The following is a 25,469-nucleotide window of genomic DNA, read 5'->3' as shown; positions in this document are numbered from 1 at the left end:
GGCGCATTTTTCGATTTCCCGGGCGCCGTCTTGCCAACCTTATCGCGAGGCGCTACACATAACAATAGAACGATCGTTCTGTAGAAGAGAACGGCAATAGGAGGACGCCTTGGCGCAACATGCGATGCATCGCCGGGAAGCGGGTTTGGCCGACGGAGCGCCCGTCCCGTTCCTGATCGGTGGCGAGCGCGTGCAGGGGGCGAGCACCTTCTCGTCCGTGAATCCTGCCACCGGCGCAGTGAACTACGAGGTGTGCGCGGCCTCGGCCGGCGATGTGGACATCTGCGTTTCGGTCGCGCAGCAGGCCGTTCGCGCCACCGGGTGGCGGGATCTGCGGCCGCACGAGCGGGCGAAGATTCTCCATGCCATCGCCGACGGCATGACCGCCCGCGCGGAGGTCCTCGCGGACATCCAGATGCGCGAAAACGGCAAGGTGATCGCGGAGTGCCGCACCCAGGTGGCGAGCGCCGCCGCGACCTTCCGCTATTACGCCGGCGTCTGCGAAACCCTCGGTTCCGAACTGACGCCGCCCCGGGGAGATTATCTCTCCATGACGCTCTACGAGCCGGTCGGCGTCGTCGCGGCCATCACGCCCTGGAATTCGCCGCTGACGATGGAGGCGCAGAAGATCGCGCCGGCGCTGGCGGGCGGCAACGCCGTCATCGTGAAGCCGTCGGAGGTGACGCCCACCGCCGCGCTCGAAGTCGCGGAGATCGCGCTTGCCGCCGGCCTGCCGCCGGGGATCCTGAACGTCCTGACCGGCACCGGGGCGGAGACCGGCATGGCGCTGGTCACCCATCGCGGCGTGCGGATGATTTCCTTCACCGGCGGCACCGGCACCGGGCGCGCCATCGCCCAGATCGCCGCCGTGCGGCTGATCCCGGTCGTGCTCGAACTCGGCGGCAAGTCGCCGAACATCGTCTTCGCCGACGCCGACATCGATGCTGCGGTGAAGGGCGTCATGGGCGGCATCTTCGAGGGCAGCGGGCAGTCCTGCGTTGCGGGATCGCGCCTGTTCGTGCAGCGTCCGGTCTTCGATCAGGTCGTGGACAAGCTGCGCGAGCGCACGAGCCGCCTGCGCGTCGGGCTTCCCGACGAGGCCGGCGTCACCATGGGGCCGCTCGCCTCCTTCCCGCACCGCGAGCGCGTGGAAAGCTTCGTGGAGAGCGCGCGGGCCGAGGGCGGGGACATTCTGACCGGCGGGGCACGGCCGGACGATCCGGCCTTGCAGAACGGCGCCTTCTATCTGCCGACCCTGATCAGCGGCCTGCCGACCGGGGCGCGGGTGTGCCGGGAGGAGATCTTCGGGCCAGTGCTGTGCATCCTGCCGTTCGACACCGAGAGCGACCTGATCGCCCAGGCGAACGACACCGCCTACGGCCTCGCCTGCGGGATCTGGACCGCCGATTACAAGCGGGCCTGGCGGGTCGCGCGGGCCATCGATGCCGGGACCGTCTGGGTCAATACCTACAAGCAGCTCAGCATCTCGACGCCGTTCGGCGGGTTCAAGGACAGCGGCCTCGGACGCGAGAAGGGCACGGCCGGCATGCGGCTCTACCAGCAGGCGAAGAGCATCTATCTCGCCCTGGACGGCGCCGCCGAAGGAAACCGCACATGACCACCATCGGCTTCATCGGACTCGGCGTCATGGGCGAACCCATGTGCCGCAATCTCGCTCGCAAGAGCGGCGCCAAGGTCCTGGGCTTCGACTTCGCATCCGAGCCGCTGGAGCGGCTGGCTGCGGAGGGCGTCGCTCCCGCCGCGAGCCTCTCCGCGCTGACCCGGGCCTGCGACGTGATCTTCATGGCCCTGCCCAGCGGCAAGCACGTGGAAGCGGTGTGCACCGGGCCGGACGGCCTGCTCGCGGGCATCCGCCCCGGCACGCTCGTCGTCGATCTCGGCACCTCGCCGGTCGACCTGACGCGCGAGCTGGCCTCGCGCTTCGTGGCCGCCGGCGCGCGCTATGCCGATGCCCCCATCGCCCGCACCCGGCAGGCGGCGGAGGAGGGCACGCTCAGCATCATGGTCGGCGCCGACGAGGGCATATTCGCGGAGCTGCGTCCGCTGCTCGCGACCTTCGCCACCGACATCACCCTGTGCGGACCCGTTGGCGCGGGCCAGATCGTCAAGATCCTCAATAACATGGTGCTTGTGGAGACGGTGGTGGCCCTGTCGGAAGCGGTGGCGATCGCCCGCAGCTCCGGCCTCGACGACCGGATCCTGTTCGAGACCCTGATGAAGGGGTCCGCCGACAGTTTCGCCCTGCGCAATCACGGCATGAAGGCGATCCTGCCCGGGCATTTTCCCGAGCGCGCCTTCTCCACCGATTATGCCCGCAAGGACCTGTCCTATGCGCTTTCGCTGGCGAAGGCGTTGGGCATCACCCTGCGGGGTGCCGAAACGGCAGACGACCTCTTGCGCCAGGCGGCAGAAAGTGGCTACAGCCGCCTGTATTGGCCGGTGGTAAGCCGGATTATCGATCCGAATACCAGTGCCTCCGGTCCCACAGATTTGTGAGGTCCCCCGTGGCATCCATCGAAACGCAGGACGGCGTCGCAGCGGTCAATCGGGCTTTCAGCATTCTGGCGGCTCTGGCTGCCGTGGACGAGCCCTCGACCCTGGCCGAGATCGCGCAGGCGACCGGGCTCTACAAGAGCACGATCCTGCGGCTGATGACCTCCCTGGAGGTCGGCGGCTATGCCGTGCGCATGCGCGACGGCCGCTACGGCCTCGGCGCATCCGCGTTTCGCCTGGGGCTGGCCTATGAGCGGCAGAACCCGTTGCGTCAGCACGTGCTTCCGGTGCTCAAGGACCTGGTGGAGCATGGAACGGAGAGTTCCTCCTTCCATGTGCTGCACGGGCCGGGCACGCGCCTGTGCCTGTTCCGCGTGAATTCGTCCCATTCCACCCTCGACCGGGTGGAGGCGGGCAACGTCATGCCGCTGGAGCGCGGCGCGGCGGGACGGGTGCTGCTCGCCTATTCGGGCGATCCCGATCCCGCGCACGAGGCCCTGCGGCGGGACGGCTACACCCTTTCGCGGGGCGAGCGGGATCCGGCCTGCTGCGGGCTCGCCGCGCCGGTGTTCGGCCCCACAGGCGAGATCGCCGGCGCGATATCCCTTTCGGGCCCCGGGGAGCGCTTCACCGACAGCGCGATCACGCACATGCGGGATCTGCTTCTGAAGGCCAGCGCGCAGCTCACCCATTCCCTCGGCGGCCCCATTCCCACCCGTCCGCCCCTTGCGGGGAAGAGCGCCGGCGCCAGCCGGCCAAAACGACAAACGGCCTAGCGGAGGGCGCATTGATCCAGGCGAGGCACAACGACTACGACGTGCTGGTGATCGGTGGTGGCAATGCGGCCCTTTGCGCCGCCATCAGCGCGCGGCGCGAGGGGGCCTCGGTCCTGGTCCTGGAATCGGCGGATGCCTTCTGGCGCGGCGGCAACACGCGCCACACCCGCAACATGCGCTGCGCCCACGACAGCGCCACGGACATCCTCACCGGGCCCTATACGGAAGCGGAATTCTTCGACGATCTCATGCGCGTGACCGGCGGAGAGACCGACCAGGACCTCGCGCGCTTCATGATCTCGGAATCGAAATCCATGCTCGGCTGGATCGAGCAGCAGGGGGTGCGCTGGCAACCCTCGCTGGGCGGAACGCTGAGCCTCGGGCGCACCAATTCCTTCTTCCTCGGCGGCGGCCGCGCCATGCTGAACGCGCTCTATCGCACCGCCGCGCAGCTCGGGGTCGAGGTGCGCTACGAGGCAGAGGTGACGGACCTCGACATCCGCGACGGGACCTTCCTCTCCGCCACGGTGGGCAAGCACGCCCCGGAGCGCATCACCGCGCGCACATTGGTGGCCGCCGCCGGCGGGTTCGAGTCCAACATCGAATGGCTGAAGCGCTATTGGGGCGAAGCCGCGGACAATTTCCTCATTCGCGGCACCTCCAACAATCGCGGCACCATCCTGAAGATGCTGCTGGACAAGGGCGTGCAGCAGGTGGGCGATCCCACCCAGTGCCACGCGGTCGCCATCGACGCGCGCGCGCCGAAATACGACGGCGGCATCATCACCCGCCTGGACTGCGTGGTGTTCGGCATCGTCGTCAATGCGCACGCCCAGCGCTTCTATGACGAAGGCGAGGACATCTGGCCCAAGCGCTATGCCATCTGGGGCCGGCTCGTCGCCGCCCAGCCCGGGCAGATCGCCTACATCATCTTCGATGCCTCCTCGCTGCGCCTGTTCATGCCGTCCCTGTTCCCGCCGATCAGCGCCCCCACCGTCGGGGAACTGGCCATGAAGCTCTCGCTCGATCCGCAGGCGCTGCAGGCCACCGTGGACGGCTTCAACGCCGCTGTGCGGCCGGGCACGTTCGACGACAAGATCCTGGACGACTGCCGGACCGAGGGCCTCGATCCGCCCAAGAGCCATTGGGCGCGCCGCATCGAGGCCGCGCCCTTCTATGCCTATCCGGTCCGGCCCGGCATCACCTTCACCTATCTCGGCACGCGGGTGAACCACGACGCGCGCATGCTCATGAGCGACGGGCGTCCTTCGGCCAACATGTTCGCCGCCGGCGAGATCATGTCCGGCAACGTGCTGGGCAAGGGCTATGCGGCGGGCATCGGAATGACGATCGGCAGCGTGTTCGGCCGGATCGCGGGACGGGAGGCGAGCCGCAATGCACGCAACTAACGCCTTGGCGGAAGCCGACCGGCTGATGACGGTGTGCAATTCCTGCCGCTATTGCGAGGGGCTGTGCGCCGTCTTCCCGGCCATGGAGATGCGCCGCGCCTTTGCCGATGGCGATTTGAACTATCTCGCCAATCTCTGCCACGGCTGCGGCGCCTGCTATTACGACTGCCAATTCTCGCCGCCGCACGAATTCGAGGTCAATGTCCCGCAGGTGCTGGCCCAGGTGCGGGCGGAATCCTACGGCCATTATGCGCGGCCCGGCATCCTCTCGGGCGTGTTCAAGCGGTCCGGGATCGCCGTCGCCGGGGCCTCGGCGCTTGCCGTGGCGGCGCTGTTCGCGGGGTTCGCAATCTGGCAGGGGCCGGACATTCTGTTCGGCGTCCATGTGGGACCGGGCGCCTTCTATCGCCTGATGCCGCACAATGCGATGGCGCTGCTGTTCGGCATCGCGTTGCTGTTCGCCGTCGCGGTGATCGGCCTTGGCGTGCGCGCATTCCTGCGGGACATCGCCGAGCCCGCCGCCACGCCGGCCGCCGGCAGCGGCCTGTGGCAGGCGACGCGCGACGCGGGCGAACTGCGTTACCTCGATGGCGGCGGCGCGGGTTGCGGGAATGCGGAGGGAAAGCCGCAGGATCGCCGGCGGCTGTACCACCACCTCACCTTCTACGGCTTCATGCTCTGCCTGGCCGCCACCTCGGTCGCGACGCTCTACCATTATCTGTTCGGGTGGGAAGCGCCTTACCCCTGGTGGGACCTGCCGGTGGTGCTCGGCACGCTCGGCGGCATCGGCATCGTCATCGGGCCGCTCGGCCTGATGGCGCAGGACCGCCGGCGCGAGGCCCCTCTCAAGGATCCCGGCCAGGCCGGATTGGGCACGGCCTTCTGCCTGACTCTGGTGGGGCTTGGCGTGACCGGGCTGGCGCTGCTCGTGTTCCGGGAAACGGCTGCAATGGGCACGCTGCTCGCGCTGCATCTCGGCGCCGTGCTCGGCTTCTTCCTCACCATGCCGTACGGCAAGTTCGTGCACGGCATCTACCGGTACGTGGCGCTCGCGCGGTTTGCGCGCGAACGCGAGGCCCAGAACCGCGGCACGCCGGCGCATTAGCCCGTCCAGCCGCCACATCTCAAGCGAGGACCATCATGACGCACGCGGGCACTGCAGGCGTGGCCGAACCGATCCACACCCGCCTCCTGATCATCGGGGCGGGGCCCGCCGGCTACACCGCCGCCATCTATGCGGCGCGCGCGAGCCTTTCCCCGGTGTTGCTGACGGGCATGCAGCCCGGCGGGCAGCTCACCATCACCACCGATGTGGAGAATTTCCCCGGCTTCGCCACGGCCATCCAGGGCCCGTGGCTGATGGAGCAGATGAGCGAGCAGGCGCGCCATGTGGGCGCGCGGATCGTCGAGGACAATGTCATCGCCCTGGACCTGTCGTCGCGACCGTTCCGCGCCACGTGCGAATCCGGCAGCGTCTTCCTCTCCGACACCCTGGTCATCGCCACCGGCGCGCGGGCGCGCTGGCTGGGCCTTGAAAGCGAACGGGACTTCGCGGGCTATGGGGTGTCGGCCTGCGCGACCTGCGACGGCTTCTTCTTCCGCAACAAGTCCGTCGCCGTCATCGGCGGAGGCAATTCGGCGGTCGAGGAGGCGCTCTATCTCACCAATCATGCGTCAAAGGTGACGCTCATCCACCGGCGCGACCGGCTGAAAGCCGAGAAGATCCTTCAGGACCGGCTGATGGCGAACCCCAAGGTGCGCATTCTCTGGAACTGCGTTCCCGAGGAGATTCTCGGACAGGTGGACCCGGTGCGCAAGGTCACCGGCCTGCGCCTGCGCGACCTGAAGGCGGACACCGCCTTCATCGAGCCGGTGGACGGCGTGTTCGTGGCGATCGGCCACGATCCGGCCTCCACGCTGGTGCGCGACCAGTTGGAACGCGATGCGGCCGGCTATATCCGCATCGGCGCCTGGTCGACGCGCACCTCCATCGACGGGGTATTTGCCGCCGGCGACGTGGCCGATCCGAAATTCCGACAGGCGGTCACCGCCGCGGCAATGGGATGCATGGCGGCGCTCGAGGCCGAGAAATTCCTGGCCGAGCATTCCCCGCTTGCCACGGTCAGGGTCGAGGCGTTGCAATCGCAGAGCATGACCGCTGCCTGGGACTGACCGCGCCCGCGATGCAGATCTTCGCCGAGCTGTTCGGTAAATGGTGGGCTTCGACTGCCCACCCCGTCGGCGCCGCGCGGCGCGAGACCGCGTCGCGGACGGGCCACGTCACGAGCCAGGGGGGATCGCCACACACAGGCCGCCCGTCAGAAGCGGCTGGCCGGTAACGTGCTTCGCAAGATAACCGCCGAAGACGCTTAAGTCACCTTGTCCAACTGTAAATGAAGATTGTCCGACCCATTGATCTACATGGGCACTGGCGCTCCCAAGGGGAGGGCGATATCTGCTGCGTAGCAGCGGGTTTGCCAGTTTCGGCAGCGCAGTTGCTCTAGCTGAAACTATTGATCTTTTTCGGACTTTGGCAAACCCTCACGAGGCCTTTCGCAACGGCGCGTGCGGCGGGCCTGGAACGCGTACGCCAACGGCGCTCGGTGTTGAAAAAAACGTCCGACATGAAAAGGGCCCGCACTGGCGGGCCCTGTCGCGAGCCTGGTGGATTTATCGGAGACCAGCTACGGCGCCTCGTACAGCGCCTTCAGCAGATCGTTCTTCAGCTTCTCCGTCAGGCTCCATGCGTGCGAGACGGCGAAGTGAACGCGCTCAAGATGGGCTGGGTCGATGATATGGCAGTGCTCCACGCCGCCGACGCACTCCGGCGGCTCGCCGGCTACGCCGCCCTCGAACATGCCGCTGAGCATATCCCAGGCGATACCGGTCATATTGGCGGCATCGTAGAAGGACCCCTCCAGCGCATGGACGCGTTCGAGCTTCTGCTGATCGGTTGGCATCGCGCGGGGCGCGCCGGCCGTGCGGGGCTTGGCGGTGGCGGTCATGCGGCACCGCCTTCCGAGTCGCGGGGCGATATGAAGGGCAGAACCTCACCGCTCTCGCCGGGGGCTGTGCGCTGTTCATCGCGGCTGAGGGCTGCCTCCTCCTCATCCGTAAGGGCCCGAAATTTCCACGCCGGCCGGTCCACGTCTTGGCAAGCGGCGCCGATATTAATGGCCCATGCAATGAAGTTTTCCCGAAGTGCTGCGTCAGCCTCCCACCTCTCGGTAATGGCGCATGCCAGAGTCAGAGCTTGAGGCGAGGGTGGAGCCTCGAACTTGAACAACGGCATGGTGTCGCCGTCGAACCACCAATATACCCATGTGTCGATTCCTCCGCGCTGCAGATCCGCAACGATACGGTCGGCGGGGCGGTTCAAGTCGATCAGGATTATGGCTTCGCTCATCACGCAGCCCCTCCCTTTCCGGCGCAACGGAACCGCCCTTCAATGGACGGGTGCGTGAACATGGTCGGAGTGACCTGGACGCACTCGGACACGAAGCGCTTGAAGGTCTCCGTCACGTCCTTTTGCCAATAGACCGCATAAGTCGCACCGTCCGCGCTCTCATGGTCGTTCTTCACCATGCCGGCGGGCTTGGGCGCGTAGGTGGTTTGACGCATCACCGCGTCAATCACCTGGCCAGAAAGGCCGTGCAGGCGCCCGATGCGCACCCGGATGTGGGTGATCGCCTCGGCATTCGACGGGCGCGCCTTCAAAACCGTCTGCGCCGTCTCGACCCGCTCCACCTTTTCCTCCAGATGGGCGATGGCCTTGGTATGGGCGGCCTGGGCGCGCTCCTGATCTGCGAGCATGCGGAACGTGTGGGCGAGCGCCTCGGCCGTGGTCGGGATTGCCGTCGGACGCACCCCGCGCTCATACTCATCGAACCGCTCGATGATCTCGATGGTGATTTCGGTCGCCTCGGCCGTCTCGGACTTGGCCGTGATGAAGATCGCCTGCTTGCGGGTGAGATAGAATTCGGATGCTTCGCCGCCATTCACAACCCGCTGCACGGCGCAGCGGGGTCCAAGCTGGTCAAGCGCCGCGATATGACGTTCGATCAGGGGACGAATGTTGCGCGCCCGGCCGAACCCGAGTCGGTTTGCCAAATCCAGATCGAACACACGCGGCTCACCATCCCGAAGTTGGATTTCCAACACGGGCCGTGGTAAAGAATGGTCGTTCATTGGTCAGTCCTCTGACGATTGATCTCGGGGACGGCGGAGCGGGTTTCCTAGGCCTGGTGCTCCGTCGTCCTTCTCGTTCTCGGCCCCGCCTGGGCCTGTCATCCGATCCATCCGCTCCCGAATGCATCGAACGATCTCGCTGTTGAGCGAGGCGCCGTTGCGCTTCGCCTCCGCCTGAACCCAGCACTTCATGTCGGCCGGGAGCCGGATGATCATTTGCGGGTCACCTCGCGCCATTCATTTTCCTTTCATTAACCAAAATATGTCACTGTGCTACCATAGCCGTCAACAGGAATGTGTCACTGTGCTACTACCGTCGTTGCGCGGTGACAGTATGGGAGTTGAGGGCATGGTCGAAGAAACCCCGGTACGCGAATACGATAAGTTCATGCTCCGGATGCCCGAAGGTATGCGGGATCGGATTGCTCGCGAGGCCAAGTCCAATGGACGTTCGATGAACGCAGAGTTAATCGCTCGCATTGAGAAGACCTTGGAAGACGACACGGCCTTGGCGAAACTGACTGACCGCGTTGAAGAGCTTGAAGCGGACTTCGAGAAGCGTCTGCAAGATCTAGAGCAGGCGATGCACTACGTCAGCAAAAGGCTCCCCACCTGATGGGTTGATTAGCCCGAGTCCTGTGGCTTTCGGGCGACGGCCTCCAAGCCCTTCTTGATCAGGTGCCGGATCGTCTCTGCCTTCGTCGGCTTCCGGAGCGCATAGCGCGCATCATCAACCTCTGAGACTTCTGCATCCGTCATCATGACGGTTACCCGTCTCTCGCGCTGCGGGCCCGCACGTGCTTGGCTCATTACACCTCCGATCACCGGCACAAGTTGTGCCGTTAACCATCAGTTAACCAGCACAAGTTGTGCCGGTCAATGGATGTTGTGCCGCTTGTGCCGATTTTGTAGATTGAGCCATGAACCAGGAACCCAAAGACCAGCGCATCCCGATCATGATGTCGGCCTCTGAAGTGAAGGCCATCGATGATTGGAGCTTCGAACACCGCATCCGCACCAGGGCAGAGGCGGTCAGGCGTCTATGCGTCATAGGTGCAGAATGCGATAAAAAGAAACTCGATGCGCTTGAGCAGCTTCTAAATAACGCGATGGGAAATATTCTCGACGCATGGATCGCTATGATTGACGCGATCCGCGAAAATCGGATTATTACAATACAAGAAGCAAATTATATAGCGAATTCGATATTTAACGGACGCATGGATATTGGAGAGGCCCGCTTCTCGCTCACAAAAATGAGAGAAGTTGTGGCCGCTACAATGGGCGCGGACGACACTTCTGAAGCTATCAACGCTGCACGAGAAGAACATATCCGCATGAAATCTTTGGGCAACATGCCTGATATGAGGGTGACACGAGATCACACTTGGGAATTGAAAGAAGAGGATATTCAGTTTTTGAAGCGACTGAGCAGCCCACGGCGAGAGTCGAGGGGCCCCAAGGAGAGCGAGGCTCGTCGGCGGAAGTCGGATGACACAACGGAATAGAAAGTCGTCCGGCATGGCGAGCACAAACAAAAGTCTGATGCTGCGAGAACCGGCGACAAGTTGTCATCGGCTTGAGAGGGGCCGGAGAGGCTAGGGCGCATCAGCGCGGCGCGCCAAAGAAACACCTGACGATTTTTGCGATAGCGTCGCCGAGGCCCGCCACGGTGACGATGGCCGCGATGACGCGGCGGAGATTGAATAGCCTGCCAGAGCACGCCTGCCGCCTCACCGCCGAAACTATACTCATAGATCGACCCATGCGCCCACAACAGGTGGCGGCGCGCTGGGGGTGCTCGGAGAAGCACGTTCGCAATTTGATCACGGATGGCGCCCTGGGTCACTTCCGCCTCGGCGGCCGGCTCCTTAGGATCCGGGCTTCGGCAGTGGAGGAATATGAGCGATGCCAGACCCGGAATACGAGGTCGGACGGCTCCACGGCCGGTGGGTCGTCTCCTGGTGGGAAGGCCGGAAGCGGAAACGCTTCCGCCTTGAGGCGAGCACTCGCCAATAGGTGGAGCGCCCGAAACGCCGTACCAGAGGAGAGGTAATGCCGCGCCGTGCCGCAATTCTCACGCAAGCAGACATGGCCCGGGCTTTCCGCGCCGCGCGTCAGGCCGGTGTGCACATCCGAATTGATGTGGCCGCCGGCACAATCGAAACAATCGACGCGGAAACGAATAAGATCGTTCCTCCTCCCATCGAAGACGAAAAGCCGATCTTCCTCTCACCAGATCATCTCAAGCGGTGCTCCGGGCCGAGCCTGCTGAGCGATAACCTCAAAGGCGCGGTAGATGAAGGAAGCACCTAAACGCGAACGAATTCGTGCTTTTGAGGCATCAGCTATTTTGGGTGTGGCGGTACGAACCGTGCAGTCCCTTGCCTGCCGCGGCGAGCTGCCCGGCGCGTGCAAGATTGGCGGGTTATGGACCTTCGATGAGGCAGCGCTCCGAGCATGGATCAAAGATCGCTCGGCGCCAGGAAATCAGAGCGGTTCACGGCCAAAGCCCGGCGGATCCGCACGTTCTGACCCGTGGCTTTCCCAGGAACAGCGCGACACCGCCAAAGCCTATGAAGAGATGCTTCAGCGGTTGCGACGGGGTGTATAAGAGGATCTGCGGGGAGTTACAATGAGCTGATGACGCTGGCTCGCGAGCGGAAGGGCGCGCCCCCCAAACCCCATGACTGACATTTCGGCTCCGATGGCGTCGCCGTTGAATGCGACATGATCTAAGATCAGCGATACCCCGCGCCGATCTCTGTGTTGGCGTTTACCTGACAAAATAGGGCAGCATCGCAAACCAAAGCCGCCCGGAGGCGGTTTTGGTTCGCGTGTGGCCGGCTCGATTTTGAGCCGTTCAATTTCAATGATTTAGGCCGTGTTTGGTCGCCATTATTCCGCTAGTCGAATTTTCGACCCAATAAAATCAAGGGATTGCTCCGGCCCCTCAAGATCGTCATTAGCCGGCTGGCGGCCGGACCAACGCCGCGCTACCACTCGGGCGATGAACTATCCTGCCGCGCCCGTCAGCCGAATAAGGTGATTTTCATTGGCGCTTGTCTCTATGACGCTTGCATGATGAGCCAAAACACCGAGATAGCTTCCAAGCTCTTCCGTGCTCCGAACCATTACCACGCGACGCGGAGCTGATTTAAGTCTGGAAAGGTCGTCCATTTTCGTTGCTACGGTAGAAATCGAAATTGGCGACTTGGTTGCCACGTCGAAAACGATCCGACCCGAGGCTGTATAAACCGTTGCTGGGACAGGCCAATCGTGGCCCGAATCTCCGGCAATAATCTGGTTCTTCTTTACGTTATCCGCGCCGAACGCTGATTCCAGCTTCTCTACAAGAAGGCGGGCCATCCCTGTCCCAGCCCTTTCGGCAGCCTTCATGACCGCGGTCGTGACTGCTTCGACTGAACATGAGGCGATGGCAGCAATGGCGCCCGGAAGCCGCTCCAAGTCTACCTGGACGGCAAAAAAGGCGTGTTCATCAAACCCAACGCCAGCGCGCTCGGCGATAACTCTCGCGAAACGAGCGAACCCCCGATCCACGCCCTCAAGCTCGGCTTCCTGAAACCCAAGACCAAAGTCGGTCACAAAAAACATCACGCGGCCTTGAGACCGCTGTTCAGTCACGCGAACGACCACGCTTTTCCCGCTGGGGTAAAGCGTTGGGACGGTGATGTAGGTCCCCTCAGGGTGAGCAACCCCGGAGACGAGGCGACGCATCGCCGCTTCGATATCGGGGCTGATAACAGCCCGTTCCGCCATGACGTTTGCCATGCCTACACCAACGCCTTTAGCTGCCACAAAGGTGGAGCCGTCATCCATTCTACCGGGCCGATTCTAAACTCTTTCCCCACTAGCACAACAATCTCTGGGAAAGAGGGCTCAGGGTCGATAGGTACGGAGATGGGTAGAGAGCCCTTTTTCACTTGATTGGGAGAATGCTCCCAGTTCAAGTCAAAAGGATGATGGTGGGTACCTTTTTAGGTGAGGAATCTGATTTCCTCAGGGCCAACTCCCTTGTTATTGTGAGGGGAAATTGGTCGCCACTCAATCCGCGCAATCGCGCCGCCCTTTAAGCCCTTAACAGGCGGGAAATATTCCAGTTGAAATGTTAACGATTCATCTGGCCGGCTGGCCAACGCGGTCGCGCGAAATTTTAGCCCTTCAATTACGACGCTATCGATCTTCAATGGCGCCGTAGCGAATAGCCAATCTCGGTCGCGCGCCTTCCAAACGGGCTTCAATGCAAGAAGCTTTTCCGCTGCCATTATCTCTGGAAGGTCCATTCCCCACCACGCCCTGGTTGCGCGGCGCAGGTTAAGACCAAAACCTTACTCAATGCTACCTATGCGAGCGGATGAGCGACGCGCTTTTCTCAAAGGGATATTCCCCGTCACAGAAGCCCCGTCTTAAGCTCCGACATCACAGACCTCTAGCGTAGCGTATCAGGTCTGAAGGGGCCGTCTTGCCGCCGCCGATCACTCCCTTGACATCGGCCCTAGTGATAACATCGGCCTCCATATTCGGAGGGTCAGATGCGCCTAGCGTTCACGGCTTTGGTTTTCGCGTGACGTGTAGGGCGGGCATTAGCCCGCCCCTCCGAGCTTGCCTAGACATGCCTTCCAGACAGTGCCCTGCCTCGCCTAATCTGCCGCGCCGATTTGGCAGGCTTCTTTATTAAGGCTCTCGCGCCGATCGGATTCGACGCCGCCAGCACGGGGCGCGGGCGAATGGCAGCTCCCTCGATCACCTTGCCAAGGATGACGCAAGTCCATTCCACCAGGATCGGATCCTTCCGTACCGGCACCGCCTCCATCTGTGGAGACGCCATCGCGCTTCGCGGCCCGAGGACGGCGGCTGACTCGACTCTAAGTTTCGCCGGCTGCATTCTTCCCCCGGGGATAGGGGGAAGACATGAAATTCGGCATCCGCAAACCGAGCATCCGGAAAAGCATCGCCGCTCGGACCTCGGTGAAGCGAATGGTTCAATCGCAATTGGGCCTGAAAGCGCCGCGCGGGATGGGATGGCTGACTAACCCCAAGCGCGCCGCGCGGAACCGGATCTATAATCGGACCACCATCAGTTTCTGGTCGATTCTGCGCCGCCTTTTTGGCTGAGAGACCCGCGGCCCATTCCCGGATAGAGCATACCATGGCACAACCCCCGTTCCGTAGAACCTCTGGCACAACCCGCGACGCCGCCGAGGCTGCCTTTCGGTCGGCCACCACCAGGCCTGTCGAAGAGGCGCCGAAGGCACCCAAGGCTCCGGTGATCCCCGGAGCGAAAGAGACCGTCTCGCTTCGCATTGATCGCGATGTGCTGGAGTTCTTCCAGGAGGGCGGCCCCGGCTGGCAGGATCGGATCAATCACGCGCTGCGGAAGGCCATGGGCGGCGAAGATCAGGACTGATTGGGCACAGCGTCCAAAGGATAACTCGCTACATGGTTGTTGGAATGGTATGGCACCACCAATCAGGCTGGGAGGATCGCACCATGTCCAAAATCAAGTGCGCGGCATTGTTTCTGGCCGCGGCTTTCATCGGGTCCATCGCTCTTGCGAGCATGGCGGATGCCAAGGGACGTACAGGGAGCCATCGGGTCGGTGGGTATTCCAGCCACGGGAAAGGCAGCCATTATGTCGGTGGGCGCCGGTAGACTGCACCCCAGCGTGATCGCCTCCTAGGCGGACTTTTGCTCCTGGCGCCCGCCTCACCGACGCGCGGCATGTTTAGCGAACCATTTCTCAACGTCGTCATTGGTGGTCGCATCAGGCGCCCGGATGCCGCTTGCCTTGTCTATGGCCTTTCGATCCCACCGCTTGGTGCCAGGAATTGGGCCCGGAACAATGCCTGCTACCTGCCATGCGCCAAAGCCGCTCAGGGTTAAGCCGCAATATTTCGCCGCCTGTGATTTTGTGAGGCAGCGAGGTTCGATGGACGGCTTACCCGCTTCCTTTTCTCGATCAGTCAAGTCCCGCTCCGGTTCAGTTGATGGCGCCGGCATAAGATGGGCAAGACGTGACGGTTATGCTTCACTCCGGCCGTCTCCGTTAAAATCTCGATCGCTGGTGCACTAACTTAAAAAGGACGGGAGATGAGATCGACACCTTCTCGCGACCAGATAACTGACACCACGCCGCTCCGCCTTGGTGTTGCGGCGGCGCTTGCCTTTCCGGACGGCTCCATCACCGCATCCAGCCTGCGGCGCGAATCTCTCAAAGGGCGGCTTACGGTGGAGCGGATCGCGAACAAAGATTACACGACGCTAAAAGCGATCGAGGACATGAGGCTGCTTTGCCGCGTCCAGCCGAAGGAAGCCGGCCCCGCTCAACCGAGACCGGCAGCCGGGAGAATATCGCCCGGAAGCGACCCTTCTAGTCCATTGCGGGTGGCAGAAAGAAAGGCAGCATTGGATGCTCTCATGGCGACGGCAAAGATGCTGAACGAAAGTTCGCAGCCTCCAACGCCGAAAAATGCCAATTCCCCCCATGACGAATCCACTGTTTCGTCGAAGCGGTAATTCTGGAGGGCGCGCCGTGACGTTACGAACCACCAGCAAATTGAAATGCGAATCCGCACGTCTCTACACTCGCAATCATGATGACCGTATTCCGAGCAATCGCCTCGGCGTCGTTCTTTGGCTTGCCTATCATGGCAATCGGCCCTCCGATGGCGGCGCGCTCTCTATTGGTAGGGGCCCCAAATTCCCTCCGCTCGGGGCGGCGGTGCAGCGCATAAAGGTTCTGTAGGCACTCTTAAGCCGGCCTTCGTGCAGAGTGAATGTCTCTTTGTAGGGCTCATAACCCGCCTCTTCGGCCCTGCAACGTGCAGATATGGTGAGGCCATTCCCTTTCAGAGTGTAGGTGGGAGCCTTGCAAAGCCCGCCGCCCTCAGACGTAAAGGACTTTTCCTTGATCTCAAACCACGGTCCTTCCGTCTGCTGCTTGTAACTTTGACATGCATCCGTCACGTCGCTCCAGGCACCGATGAAATCTGAAAGCTTAGGTGATGTGGCCGGGACGGTGGGGGGCATTGGAGTTGAGACGGCGGCAGGTAGTGCTGTGCTTGGGGTGGGTGTTCCTGCGGTCTGCGATGCCATAGCCGCCCATTGGAAGGGCTTGGCATTGGTGTCGGCGATAACTCCGGCTTTGGACGCCTCTTCCACCCGACCAGCGCACTCCTTCTTAATTTCGTCGGGCTTTGCATTCTGGAGGTAGTCGGCGTTCGCCCTCTGAACGGAGCCGAGGAGGAACTGACGATAGTCATCAGCCATTGTCGTGAAATGCGCGATAATCCAGGAATCCAGGTCCGCAAGATAGTCCGCCTTGAGCTGCACGCCGCATATGTTCTGCGTCGTGAGCCAGTGCCTAGCCTCTTGATCGCGCTTCTGGCCGGCGGCATCGTCCCTCCAACTCCAGGCACCGGCGGGCGTGGAAATTGACACGGACGAAAGCCACGCAGTTACCAATGCGCCGGCTATTGCTTTCTGCTTCGACATAAGCACAGCCTCATTTGTTATCGCTTCGATGGGCACTTTAGATACTTATTGAATCAAGCGAACGACAACGAGCAAATCATTTCCGTTGTCGGCCACACTCGAAGTGATTTCAATTATCCGGCTCTCTGAGTTGCCTCCAATCTTAACCGTCAGGTTAGCGTTGCATACGAGTCTATTTTCTTCGGTCGGCTTTAGCGTGGTCACTCCGTCGATTCGAATATCTGATACGGGAATTTTATATTGCTTAGAAAGTGAATTTTTCGCTGCGTCTATGACATTTTCATTGCACGAAAGCTTAGGACGAGGCGGGGATTGCTCAAGAAGTGGGAACAATGGGCGACCTGTCATTAAGCCATAGGCGAAAACGCTCAATAAGGACCCGCCTCCAAATATAAAAAACATGACGATCCATAAAGTGACCTTGCTCTTGAGACTGGGTTCATAAGCAGCGGACTTTGTCGGCGTGGGTTCAGACACGGGGTGTCTCCGTCTGGTTGTTGTGTTTGCTGGGATTTAAAAGATGGTCGAAGGCGTGCCCAGACGGCTTAAGCCCGGTCGCTCGTGCCCCTGATTGTAGCCGCGGCGCGCTATCCCGACGTGGTGCCGTTCAGGGAGATGGTGGCGCTGCGCTCGCGCGTGAGCGAGGAAATGCGGCGGGAGCTTTCGCTGAACGGCTCAAGTCGTGTATATGCAAGGTTGTCGCAGCTGCGCGGCGCCATCGAGTCCGACATTGAGGGCGCGGTGGCAGCGAAAGCGGCGATGGAAGAGCGGGCGGTGGCTTCGGGCGCGATGTCCGAAGATCAGACGCTGATGTCGCTGCTTTCCGGATGGCGTGATGGTTGGCGAGACGAACAGGCGGCTCGGGGAGCAGCTAGCTCCGGTGTTGGACCCGATGTCTCCGGGGGAGCGGGCGGCTTTTCTCGTTCACGCGGAACAGCGGGCCAAGGCCGAGGGCAATTTCCAGATGCTCCGGGCGCTGAAGGAGTATCGGCACCTGGCCTCCCCCCCAACTTCGACGAAGGAGCCGCCGGCCGGCTGAAGAAGGCTTCGGCGGCGACGAAGAAGAATGCGCGCACCTATGAGCGCGACCCGGTTTCCGGCGTGCTCAGGGGGCCTGACAGCGAGACGTTCACCGTCCCGAGCTCCGTGGTCCCGGCGCGCTTCTTCCGCCCGGGCCCGCGCGGCTATGAGGCGATGCAAGCGCTCACCAAGGCGGCCCCCGGACCCGAGACGGCGCGCGCGATCCGCGACTATGCGGTGTCCACCATGCGACGGGATGCCGAGAACAAGCTCGACGGCACCATTGACCCTGTGCGGTTCGAAAACTGGCGGCAACGCCACGCGGACGCCTTGAGGGCCATTCCGGAAGTCGCAGCATCCCTGGAAAATCCGGCGCGCGCTTCCGAGACGCTGGCACAGCTCGCGGCCGCGCGAAAAGCCGAGATCGACGCCTTCCAGAAGGGCACCGTTGGGCGGCTGCTGGGCCTCTCGGACCCGGCGGACGTGACGCGGACCATCGGCGGCATCTTCTCGCGGCAGGACCAGGTGCAGCAGATGGCGCGCCTCGCCCGCGAGACAGCCGGCGACCAGCAGGCGCGGGAGGGGCTGCGGAAAGCCGTGGCGGACTACATCTCGACACGCTTCGTGGGGAATATCGAGGGCGGCACGTCCAATGTGGACCTGATGCGCTCGGACGCCTTCCAGCAGTTCCTTCGCCAATCCGCGCCTGCTCTCAAGCAGGTTCTCAGCGGCGAGGAAATGGCGGGGCTTCATGCGATTGCCGCGGACCTGAAGCGGGCCAACCGCTCTCTGACGGCGGTGAAGATCCCCGGTCAATCGAACACGGTTCAGGATGCACTCGCCACGGCGAAGTCCGGCACCGATGCGCAGTCCTGGCTTTCCCGCCTCTTGTCCCCTGGAGCGCTGGCCGGCGCCGGCGCGGCGGCCGGGAGCACAGTGGGGGGCGGGCTTGGGGCGGCCATCGGCGGCGGTGCCGGCGCGCATTTCGGTCGCGTGATCGAGGCTCTGCGCAAGTCCGGGCTCCAGAGCGTGGATGAAATCGTTCGCGACGCGCTGCTGAACCCGGACCGGGCGCGGGCCTTGCTCGCGAAGGTGCCCGACCGGCCGACGAAGACCCAGGCCATCAATCTCGCTCGGGTCTACATGCGGGCGGCGTTGCTGCCAGTGGTAGGGGACGAGACAGCGGAGAGCCGGCGCGGCAAGTCAGGGCACGTTATTGCGAAGCCTCCGGCGGCGAGCGCCACCATCACTCCCGCTGAGCGGCTCCTGAGCATCGGTCCATGAATCATGGCGCCTCTTCGTAACGGCAGGTGGGAGCCATTCACTCTTTCAGCGGTCCAGGATTTCCGCGCTCCATCGGCCAACCAGATGATGGTCCAGAACGCCGAGGAGCTAGTGCAGATCATCCATGTGAGCCGCGCGCGGGGGCTGCCACGCGGCCTAACGCCGTGCAGTAGGCCCCGACCGTGAGCCGGGACGAACTGGCGGGCGATCATGATGGACGATAACCTTTAGGTTCTCCGCGCATCCTGTTCTGCGTCGTGCGCTCTCACTTCATCCTCAATGCGAGCGACGAAGGTGTCTAGATCCGTCTCCTCAAACACCTCCGGGCTGTTCGGGGCGCGCTCCAAAATAGCCAACGCTGTCCTATAAGCATCAGTCAACTTTGGATCCGCCGGTGCCCCAACAATAAAATGAGGTTTGAACCTCTCAGCATCGCCTCCGGCGACCACCGCAGCAAGATGGCCAAGCCACTCACGTGCTTTTACTTTAATTCCATCAGCATCTGCCAAATCAAAGGAGAGGGGCTCATAAACATGCCACTGGCCGTTCTTCCATGCGTGCTTGAATACAATATCGTCCACTTCCCCATGAATGGACTTTTCTTGAAGGCGTTGGGCAAGGTTCTTTTCTTCAAGTTTGCGCCGGACTGGCCGCCAGATGTCCTCGTCCGATCGACGATGGCGTGGCGGGCAATCGTATCGAGAGACGAAGCGCGCATAAATACGCTCCAGCGCTTGCCCGGGGTCTGCGGTAATGCCCGACCCACTAGGCGACCACTGCAACGAACTGTCGTCGAGCGGCAGCGCCTTCCGGGCAATCGTCGCAGCGTCTTGGACTTCGGTGAAAAGGCCCGGCTGGCCTTCGTTTCTGGCGACACCCTGTAGGGCGCGGCGCACAGCGTGCATCGCGCTGACAAAGGCTCTGCGGTCGATGTCTGGGAATACGCCTTTCAGGCGCCCGATTGTCGATCGGGTTTTGAATTTTACGGTGCCTGACGACGGAAGAAAGATCACAACACCGACGTTCACGAACTCACCGGTCAGTACGTCATGGACGTACCGCAATACCGTGTAGGTGTAGGCTGTTCTATCTGTCATGAAAGCACCCGCCTCACTTCCGCCAGCACACCGTCGATGTTGTCACGCGCATCTTGGATAAGCTTTGCCGCCACCGACACGGCCGAAGCTGCGTTTCCCCACTCGGCGGGAACTGCAGCCTCATAATCCGCAATCTGACCGTCCGACAAGCCCGCCCATGCGGCACCGACGGGAGACAGATCAACATTACTCCCTTTTAAGCCCCTCCAAAAAATATGCCCCCCGTGTTCAAAAGATGCCAGCCCGCCTAGCCGCCAAGGAGGTACCCACCCGAATAGCGGAAGGCGATGCGAAAACGCCAACTCGTGGTCGAAAATTATCAGCTCGTCGCCGCGGACGAGGCAGTTGGGGTTATTGGTTCGCCGGTCGAAATTTTGGACCGCTGCATCGAAAACGAATATGCTAGCGGCTGTAGGCCGCATTGTGTCTGAAATCTTGTTTCCCGAGTTCCAGGCCGCAAACTGGCCCACGGCTAGGCGAGAGCCAAACGCAACAGGGGAGCTGGCGAGGATTTTTGCTCGTCTTGCCACGTCCGGGATGGTGTTCGCCCATGCGGGGCTCACTTCCAAGACAAATGGTTCGGGAACAGGCAGGCCGAGGTCTGCAGCCAAACACGCCGCCACGACCTCCATGGCCAAGCTCACATTTCCTTCGTCACAATTCGCAGAAAATTTGGCGACTACCTCCACGACGGCGCCATCATCGAGCTCACATGTGACGATGGATGGTGCCGTTCTCCCTGACGATGTTCCTCGATCGAATTGAACTGGATAGGCCTTTCTCAGCACACCGGCGCTCCCACTCCCCATAATTGTGCAACCCTTTCACAGGGTAGGCCAAGGTTGCAATAACGAAGGCTTGGCTTTGCCGTTTCTGCCGGACGGCTGCCTGCAGGGTTTGGGCACGCAAAGTTGCAGGTTGCAGCGTGCGAGCCCTTCCCGAATGCTGAAAAGACACATTAAAAGAAGCTGGAAAAGCTCACCATCTTGTAAAGCGCCTTGAAGGCTTGGCCTTCAGCCTTGGCGCAACTTTCTTAACCTTACCCCCGGCCCTTCGCCATTCTCTTCCACGAGTATCACGCCCGCGGATTCGAGGGCAGCGCGCAGCGCGGCGAGATTGTTCGCCATCGGGGCGGAGCGGCCGGCTTCAAAATTTCTGAGTGTGCTTAGACCGACATTTGCGGCCGACGCTAGGTCAGCCTGAGACCAATCAACAAGACCGCGAGCTGCTCGGCACTGAGCGGGCGTCATGTTCTCTCCTGTCATTTTAACTCAGCCATAACGATTTTCGTTTGACACGTCTATCTGCAACGAATTAACGTAACCATAACGAAAAACGTTAATTTGGATGTTGGACGATGCACGACAAATCGCTCCTCATGCGCCGGGCTTGGTTCTTATGCAGCCAGTCGATGCAGCGCTTCACACGGCTAGGCTTCGCGGCGTGCCTGCGCCAGGCGTGGAACGAGGCCCGCAACGCCCCGGTGACGCCCTGGGAGGTGGTGCAGCGATACGTGTCGGTGCCGCGCGGCTGCCATCGCGCCGAGGTCATCCGCCGCGCCGAGCACGCCCTGAATGCTGCCCGCATCACGGCTGCGAGCTATCGGAATGCCCCCGAGCCCCGCGACGCCTATGCCGCCCGCAAGCGCTCGAATGACATCCAGCGTCTCGCCGCGCTGGAGCGGATCGTCGCCGCTGAAAAGGCCGCGGCCAGCATCGCTGCCAGCTATACCGCGAAGCGCGATAGCGATGGCTTCGCCCTGAAGCGCGACGGTGTCCAGTTTGGACGCCTCACCGGGCCGGCCGGCGCGCTCACCTTCACCACCACTGACACAGCCCTCGCCGAGCGGGCCCGCACTGCCTTCGCAACGTGGGAAGACTTCCCTGTCGTGCTCGCCAAGGTGCGTGCCGCGGACGAAGCCCTTCGCCTTTCCCGCATCGCTTGATCCCCCCACCAACCTCTCAATCTCCGGAGCCTACCAATGCCTCGCCCCACCGCGCCGGCAAACGCCGCGTCCTTGCGTGCCCCTAAAGCTCCTCGCTACCACGACGCCCTTTCGTTCATGGAGCGGCGCAAGCCGCAAGGCAGCGGGATCGACCATTGGGTAGTGAGCCCGACCGGCAACTACAGCGCAGACTACGAGACCGGCGAGAGTCTTGCCGTCGAATTCCTCACATTTATAGGCACCTACCCTACCGTATGCCATTCGACCCTGCTCACATGCGTGCTTAGGGACATGATCGACCATGCCGTAGCCGGGCAGGGCTGGAGCGGTGTTCACGCCGGATTCGCCCATGGCGTTTCCCAATACGCTATGGCGACCGCCCGGGTCATTGTCTCTCGGATGGGCGGGGAGGCGACCCATGCGTGAGCACCCCATACCTCGCCGCGCCCTACTCAAGGCTACCGGCGCGCTCGGCACCGTCACGGCGCTCGCGGTGGAGGGATTCCCTAAGGCAAAGGCTGCTGAAGTTGCTGACGCCGAGTTGCTGTCGTTGGGGCGCCATGGAGTTGCTTGGCGCCAATAGCTGTCGGCAGGCCTTGCCGGCCATCAGAAGCGGGTCACTTCGGCGCTGCGTCTCGGGATACCGGGGATATCTCGCGCCCACGGCATGACTCCTTTGCCCCGCAATGGGTGGATGCGTTCGTTCTGTTCTCAACAGGGCCGTGGCTGCCAGCGGGACCCGCTCACAAGGAAAGCTGGCGGTTATCGGGGGGCGTACCGCGGTAACGTTGCCTTTATTGAGAGCCGGACACTTTGCTGCAAGCGGCGCAGGGCGAGGCAACCGCCTAAGAGAGGCCGTCATTTACGAGGGAGTTTGTCAGTCCCTAGAAATGAAAGAGCTCGTCGAAGCTAGGTTCGAGGGTCAGATGGTACGCAGGTCAGCTAAGTTCACAGAAGCCGACGTAACGCGCGTTTTGAAGGCAGCAAAAAGGGCTGGCCTACAAGCTCGTGTTGATCTCGCTCGAGGGACCATCGAGCTGGGCGAGAACATAGTGATGCCTGCGACAAACACCGCTTATGATGTGGAAGCGGACAGGCTGAACCGCTTGAAGGGCGTTGTGCTCTGATGCCGCGGGGATATGCCCTTTATCTTTGTCGAGAGGCGACGCGCCACGGGCGCATTATCTGGTACGTGCGCAAGCCGGGCGCCGCTCGCATCCGCCTCCGCGCTGATTATGACACGCCGGAATTTTGGACAGAGTACCGGGTCGCAATCGACGCTCCGCCGACGACATTTAACCGCGCCGTCCAGGGTTCTCTCGCTTCAGCTCTGGACCTCTATCGAAGTAGCTCCGCCTGGGCGCAGCTATCCAACGGCACCCGACGACAGCGGGAGTTCATTTATCGGAAGATCAGCGAGAGCGCGGGCAAAGCTCTCCTCACAGACCTGACGGCGAAGGAGATAGTTGCCGGACGGGAGCGACGGGCAAGCACCCCGCACGCGGCAAACGTCTATCTTAAAGCTATGCGAGCATTTTTCCATTGGGCAGCTGGCGATGGAGGACTCCTTCCAGCCGATCCGACCATAGGCGCCCGGCACCAGGAAACGGAGCCTCCGGCGTATCGATGAGATGGCGCACCACCGCGTTTCGACGCAAGAGGTCCGTGCGATCCACGAGATCCTTCCACATCAGGTACTTGGCGAATGAGAAAGTGGATAGCGCCGTCTCGGTCACGACTTCCATGCCGGGCACATCGCGCACCGCTCTTCGCACCTCGGCGAGCAGTTGCGGCACGTCGACGCCGCTCTCGTCCCGCGGCAGCGGCCCGTCGAATTGCGGTAACCGGAGATCGAATTCGCCCTCCAGGAACTTGAGCAATGTGGCGTTGAAGCGAGCCTCGTCCTCGTGGAAACGCAGGGTGAAACGCGCGGATGCCGCCGTCCTTTCCAGGCGGACCGGCACGAGCAGCAAGGGTGCGCGATAGTCCCGCACCTCGCCCTGCCGCCGCCACCGCAGGAAGCCAACCGCCAGGAAGAGGGTGTTGGTGCCGCCCTCGGCAAGGTCGTTCTTGACCTCGCGATAGAGGTCGATCAGACGAGCCTCCAGCGTGTTCGCGGGCAGCAGCGACGGCAGTTCGTCGCGCGACAGAGCCTCAGCCGCAAAGCCACGATGGATGTCCTGACCTCGCACATCCCGATAGAGATCCGCATCGCGTCCGCCGAGTGGGTTCTGCTCCGGCAGCGATATGAGGCGAATGCCGGTCCCGCTCGATAGGCGATCCTCCAGATACGCCACATCGGTGCACAAGAACGGAACCGTTTTCTTCGAGTCCTTGAAATTGAGCAGGCGGTTGCGCAGCGTCAGATCGAGCAACTTCTTCTGCCAGCGTTCGATACGCCCGTGGGGTGTCTTGGGCTTGTCCTCCGCCGGCGCGCTCGTTGGCATATCGTTGTCGCCAAGAGACGGAAGGCCCAGCTCAATGCCGGCGCGCTCGCCCTCATCTGCACGGGCGGCCTCATGCGTGGCCAGAGGCATGATGCCTCCGTCTCGCTGCCGGCGTAAATCGAGGGCACAGCGGAACTCATACTCGCGACTCTCCTCAAGACGATGCAGAAGGGCAGCCTGGGCGTCATCAAACGCGAGCACGGGTCGGCGCGTTACCCCGGTGGTTTCGATCACCAGCAGTTCGCCGGCCGCAAGTGCCTTGCGCACCTCCATAGGCTCGGTGACAACGGCATTTAGCAGCGTCTTCTTCTTCAGCCAAACGCCCACACCCGAGTGTCCCGCGAACAGCAGGAGCACTGCATTGAGGCCGGCCGCCTCGAAGGCCGCGGCCAGTAGCAGCGTGCTGTCGAGACAGGTAGCAAGGCCGCCCGACGCGACTGCGGAGGGATGACGAACCTTCTGCCCCAGGCGCTCGAAGCTCGCAGGCGGCTCCGCATAATGCACATCGAGAGCCGCCACTGCCGCATAAAGCGAAGCCGCGATAAAGCGAACCCGGTTGATATCACCGCTCTGGTATCCATCAAGGCCGGGCTGGTGCCCATGCCGGGCGAGTATATCGGAAGCGGATCGCACCAGCTTTCCCACCGCTGGGTCATTCGGCATGACGAAGGCCGCCAGCAACGGCATCATGTCCGCCCCGCCCCACTCGTCGCGCGCAAGAAGGCGTACGGTTGTCCAATACTCTGCGAGGATCGCCTCACCTTGGCTCAGGGTGAACGAAACCTCGCCGCGCTCGGCTTCATCAAGGTGTGCGAGATAGGCAGGATCGAGTTCCATCCGCCGGTCCGACATGGCCAGTTCATCGCCTGGCAGCAGTCGATCAACGGTCCAGACCTTGGGCCTGAGAAAGGGAGGGTTCGCGGAAAGCGCGATCCTGCACCCTTCGAGGCGTTCCCCGGTTGGGTTGCTCACTGCCAGGGCGCGCAATACGGGCACCGCATTCTGGTATGAGGCATAAGTGAAGGACGACGCGACGTCGGCAGTTATGCTGACTTTCGGCGACTCCTCGAGAGAGGCACCGTTCTGGACGATTTCACTCACCTTGGCCCCCACAGTTGAGCAGCCCATAGGTTGCCCTTACCCCAACGGGAATATCATCCAACTTTGAGGGAGAAGTCGATGGGCTGTTTCCTAACCGCCGTAGAGGGAAAGGATTATGAGACTCGCATCACCAAGATAACCGCTGCAAAAGCTGGCTCGGCCGGCAAACACCG

28 protein-coding genes and 1 pseudogene are annotated in these 25,469 nt (G+C 62.3%); 17 read left to right on the top strand and 12 right to left on the bottom strand.

Translation table 11 applies throughout. The annotated features are described in order from the left end of the window. Window positions 1-124: 124 nt before the first annotated feature. The 6 genes and pseudogenes from V5F84_RS00300 to trxB form a co-directional block, all read left to right on the top strand. Window positions 125-1,516 (top strand): annotated as a pseudogene (locus tag V5F84_RS00300) (aldehyde dehydrogenase); the annotation flags it as partial. Then, window positions 1,420-2,517, top strand: a complete 1,098-nt coding sequence (locus V5F84_RS00295; RefSeq protein WP_509277227.1) for an NAD(P)-binding domain-containing protein — start codon at window positions 1,420-1,422, stop codon at window positions 2,515-2,517. The pseudogene V5F84_RS00300 and the gene V5F84_RS00295, both read left to right, overlap by 97 nt. Window positions 2,518-2,525: 8 nt before the next feature. Continuing rightward, the gene (locus tag V5F84_RS00290) at window positions 2,526-3,290 is read left to right on the top strand and encodes an IclR family transcriptional regulator (RefSeq protein ID WP_394042998.1); all 765 of its coding nucleotides are present in this window, start codon (window positions 2,526-2,528) and stop codon (window positions 3,288-3,290) included. Window positions 3,291-3,304: 14 nt separating this feature from the next. Further along, complete coding sequence (tcuA, locus tag V5F84_RS00285; RefSeq protein ID WP_394043144.1) at window positions 3,305-4,699, top strand: FAD-dependent tricarballylate dehydrogenase TcuA; 1,395 nt, start codon at window positions 3,305-3,307, stop codon at window positions 4,697-4,699. After that, window positions 4,686-5,804, top strand: coding sequence for a tricarballylate utilization 4Fe-4S protein TcuB (gene tcuB / locus V5F84_RS00280; RefSeq protein WP_394042997.1), 1,119 nt, complete (start codon window positions 4,686-4,688; stop codon window positions 5,802-5,804). The genes tcuA and tcuB overlap by 14 nt, the downstream gene beginning before the upstream one ends. Before the next feature lie 59 nt (window positions 5,805-5,863). After that, on the top strand, window positions 5,864-6,871 hold the full coding sequence (trxB, locus tag V5F84_RS00275; protein ID WP_394043143.1) for a thioredoxin-disulfide reductase: 1,008 nt from the start codon (window positions 5,864-5,866) through the stop codon (window positions 6,869-6,871). Window positions 6,872-7,383: 512 nt separating this feature from the next. Here trxB and V5F84_RS00270 read toward each other — a convergent pair. From V5F84_RS00270 to V5F84_RS00255, 4 genes are read right to left on the bottom strand one after another with little or no spacing between them, the layout of a single operon-like run. Next, window positions 7,384-7,704: a hypothetical protein gene (locus tag V5F84_RS00270; RefSeq protein WP_394042995.1), complete on the bottom strand. Its 321-nt coding sequence runs from the start codon at window positions 7,702-7,704 to the stop codon at window positions 7,384-7,386. Beyond that, the gene (locus V5F84_RS00265) at window positions 7,701-8,105 is read right to left on the bottom strand and encodes a hypothetical protein (protein WP_394042994.1); all 405 of its coding nucleotides are present in this window, start codon (window positions 8,103-8,105) and stop codon (window positions 7,701-7,703) included. The genes V5F84_RS00270 and V5F84_RS00265 overlap by 4 nt, the downstream gene beginning before the upstream one ends. Further along, complete coding sequence (locus V5F84_RS00260) at window positions 8,105-8,887, bottom strand: Rha family transcriptional regulator (RefSeq protein WP_394042992.1); 783 nt, start codon at window positions 8,885-8,887, stop codon at window positions 8,105-8,107. Before V5F84_RS00260 ends, V5F84_RS00265 begins: the two co-directional genes overlap by 1 nt. 3 nt (window positions 8,888-8,890) lie before the next feature. Beyond that, the gene (locus V5F84_RS00255) at window positions 8,891-9,079 is read right to left on the bottom strand and encodes a hypothetical protein (protein ID WP_509277226.1); all 189 of its coding nucleotides are present in this window, start codon (window positions 9,077-9,079) and stop codon (window positions 8,891-8,893) included. A 157-nt stretch (window positions 9,080-9,236) separates the two neighbouring features. Here V5F84_RS00255 and V5F84_RS00250 point away from each other — a divergent pair, with 157 nt between their 5' ends. From V5F84_RS00250 to V5F84_RS00230, 5 genes are all read left to right on the top strand, one after another. Further along, on the top strand, window positions 9,237-9,503 hold the full coding sequence (locus V5F84_RS00250) for an Arc family DNA-binding protein (RefSeq protein WP_394042989.1): 267 nt from the start codon (window positions 9,237-9,239) through the stop codon (window positions 9,501-9,503). Between the two features lie 304 nt (window positions 9,504-9,807). Continuing rightward, window positions 9,808-10,395: a hypothetical protein gene (locus V5F84_RS00245; RefSeq protein WP_394042988.1), complete on the top strand. Its 588-nt coding sequence runs from the start codon at window positions 9,808-9,810 to the stop codon at window positions 10,393-10,395. Window positions 10,396-10,565: 170 nt separating this feature from the next. Next, a complete protein-coding gene (locus V5F84_RS00240; protein ID WP_394042987.1) occupies window positions 10,566-10,943 on the top strand; it encodes a helix-turn-helix domain-containing protein in 378 nt (125 codons plus the stop codon). Continuing rightward, complete coding sequence (locus V5F84_RS00235) at window positions 10,943-11,203, top strand: hypothetical protein (protein WP_394042986.1); 261 nt, start codon at window positions 10,943-10,945, stop codon at window positions 11,201-11,203. Before V5F84_RS00240 ends, V5F84_RS00235 begins: the two co-directional genes overlap by 1 nt. Next, entirely contained in the window at window positions 11,187-11,501 is a 315-nt protein-coding gene (locus V5F84_RS00230) for a helix-turn-helix domain-containing protein (protein ID WP_394042985.1), read from the top strand. Before V5F84_RS00235 ends, V5F84_RS00230 begins: the two co-directional genes overlap by 17 nt. 401 nt (window positions 11,502-11,902) lie before the next feature. Here the strand turns inward: V5F84_RS00230 and V5F84_RS00225 are convergent, their stop codons facing one another. Then, window positions 11,903-12,727: a hypothetical protein gene (locus V5F84_RS00225; protein WP_394042984.1), complete on the bottom strand. Its 825-nt coding sequence runs from the start codon at window positions 12,725-12,727 to the stop codon at window positions 11,903-11,905. Between the two features lie 1,092 nt (window positions 12,728-13,819). Here V5F84_RS00225 and V5F84_RS00220 point away from each other — a divergent pair. Further along, window positions 13,820-14,023, top strand: a complete 204-nt coding sequence (locus V5F84_RS00220) for a hypothetical protein (protein WP_394042982.1) — start codon at window positions 13,820-13,822, stop codon at window positions 14,021-14,023. A gap of 34 nt (window positions 14,024-14,057) precedes the next feature. After that, window positions 14,058-14,315, top strand: a complete 258-nt coding sequence (locus tag V5F84_RS00215; RefSeq protein WP_394042981.1) for a BrnA antitoxin family protein — start codon at window positions 14,058-14,060, stop codon at window positions 14,313-14,315. A 299-nt stretch (window positions 14,316-14,614) separates the two neighbouring features. Here the strand turns inward: V5F84_RS00215 and V5F84_RS00210 are convergent, their stop codons facing one another. Further along, the gene (locus V5F84_RS00210) at window positions 14,615-14,875 is read right to left on the bottom strand and encodes a hypothetical protein (protein WP_394042980.1); all 261 of its coding nucleotides are present in this window, start codon (window positions 14,873-14,875) and stop codon (window positions 14,615-14,617) included. A 123-nt stretch (window positions 14,876-14,998) separates the two neighbouring features. On the opposite strand from V5F84_RS00210, the gene V5F84_RS00205 reads away from it, so the two are divergent. Further along, entirely contained in the window at window positions 14,999-15,424 is a 426-nt protein-coding gene (locus V5F84_RS00205) for an excisionase (protein ID WP_394042979.1), read from the top strand. Between the two features lie 129 nt (window positions 15,425-15,553). On the opposite strand, the gene V5F84_RS00200 is transcribed toward V5F84_RS00205, so the two are convergent. Together V5F84_RS00200 and V5F84_RS00195 are read right to left on the bottom strand one after the other, a co-directional pair. Continuing rightward, complete coding sequence (locus V5F84_RS00200) at window positions 15,554-16,402, bottom strand: hypothetical protein (protein ID WP_394042977.1); 849 nt, start codon at window positions 16,400-16,402, stop codon at window positions 15,554-15,556. 45 nt (window positions 16,403-16,447) lie between these two features. Beyond that, window positions 16,448-16,879 carry a hypothetical protein gene (locus tag V5F84_RS00195; RefSeq protein WP_394042976.1) on the bottom strand — a complete coding sequence of 144 codons (432 nt, stop codon included), beginning with the start codon at window positions 16,877-16,879 and terminating at the stop codon, window positions 16,448-16,450. Window positions 16,880-16,963: 84 nt separating this feature from the next. Here V5F84_RS00195 and V5F84_RS00190 point away from each other — a divergent pair, with 84 nt between their 5' ends. Then, window positions 16,964-18,706 carry a hypothetical protein gene (locus V5F84_RS00190; RefSeq protein ID WP_394042975.1) on the top strand — a complete coding sequence of 581 codons (1,743 nt, stop codon included), beginning with the start codon at window positions 16,964-16,966 and terminating at the stop codon, window positions 18,704-18,706. Window positions 18,707-18,933: 227 nt separating this feature from the next. Here V5F84_RS00190 and V5F84_RS00185 read toward each other — a convergent pair whose 3' ends face one another. The 3 genes from V5F84_RS00185 to V5F84_RS00175 form a co-directional block, all read right to left on the bottom strand. Further along, on the bottom strand, window positions 18,934-19,803 hold the full coding sequence (locus V5F84_RS00185) for a DUF3037 domain-containing protein (RefSeq protein WP_394042974.1): 870 nt from the start codon (window positions 19,801-19,803) through the stop codon (window positions 18,934-18,936). Further along, window positions 19,800-20,612: a HipA family kinase gene (locus V5F84_RS00180; protein WP_394042973.1), complete on the bottom strand. Its 813-nt coding sequence runs from the start codon at window positions 20,610-20,612 to the stop codon at window positions 19,800-19,802. Before V5F84_RS00180 ends, V5F84_RS00185 begins: the two co-directional genes overlap by 4 nt. Before the next feature lie 204 nt (window positions 20,613-20,816). Continuing rightward, window positions 20,817-21,053 carry a helix-turn-helix domain-containing protein gene (locus V5F84_RS00175; protein ID WP_394042971.1) on the bottom strand — a complete coding sequence of 79 codons (237 nt, stop codon included), beginning with the start codon at window positions 21,051-21,053 and terminating at the stop codon, window positions 20,817-20,819. Between the two features lie 107 nt (window positions 21,054-21,160). On the opposite strand from V5F84_RS00175, the gene V5F84_RS00170 reads away from it, so the two are divergent. Both V5F84_RS00170 and V5F84_RS00165 read left to right on the top strand, forming a co-directional pair. Next, window positions 21,161-21,748, top strand: coding sequence for a hypothetical protein (locus V5F84_RS00170; RefSeq protein ID WP_394042970.1), 588 nt, complete (start codon window positions 21,161-21,163; stop codon window positions 21,746-21,748). A 36-nt stretch (window positions 21,749-21,784) separates the two neighbouring features. Next, window positions 21,785-22,174 carry a hypothetical protein gene (locus V5F84_RS00165; protein ID WP_394042969.1) on the top strand — a complete coding sequence of 130 codons (390 nt, stop codon included), beginning with the start codon at window positions 21,785-21,787 and terminating at the stop codon, window positions 22,172-22,174. A gap of 1,097 nt (window positions 22,175-23,271) precedes the next feature. Here the strand turns inward: V5F84_RS00165 and V5F84_RS00160 are convergent. Then, a complete protein-coding gene (locus tag V5F84_RS00160) occupies window positions 23,272-25,296 on the bottom strand; it encodes a DUF4011 domain-containing protein (protein WP_394042968.1) in 2,025 nt (674 codons plus the stop codon). Between the last annotated feature and the right edge of the window lie 173 nt (window positions 25,297-25,469).

It is taken from the genome of Roseixanthobacter liquoris, assembly GCF_043195135.2.
GTDB lineage: Bacteria > Pseudomonadota > Alphaproteobacteria > Rhizobiales > Xanthobacteraceae > NCEH01.
The sequence above is the reverse complement of the archived record's forward strand: the minus strand, read 5'-3'. Positions and strand labels throughout refer to the sequence as shown.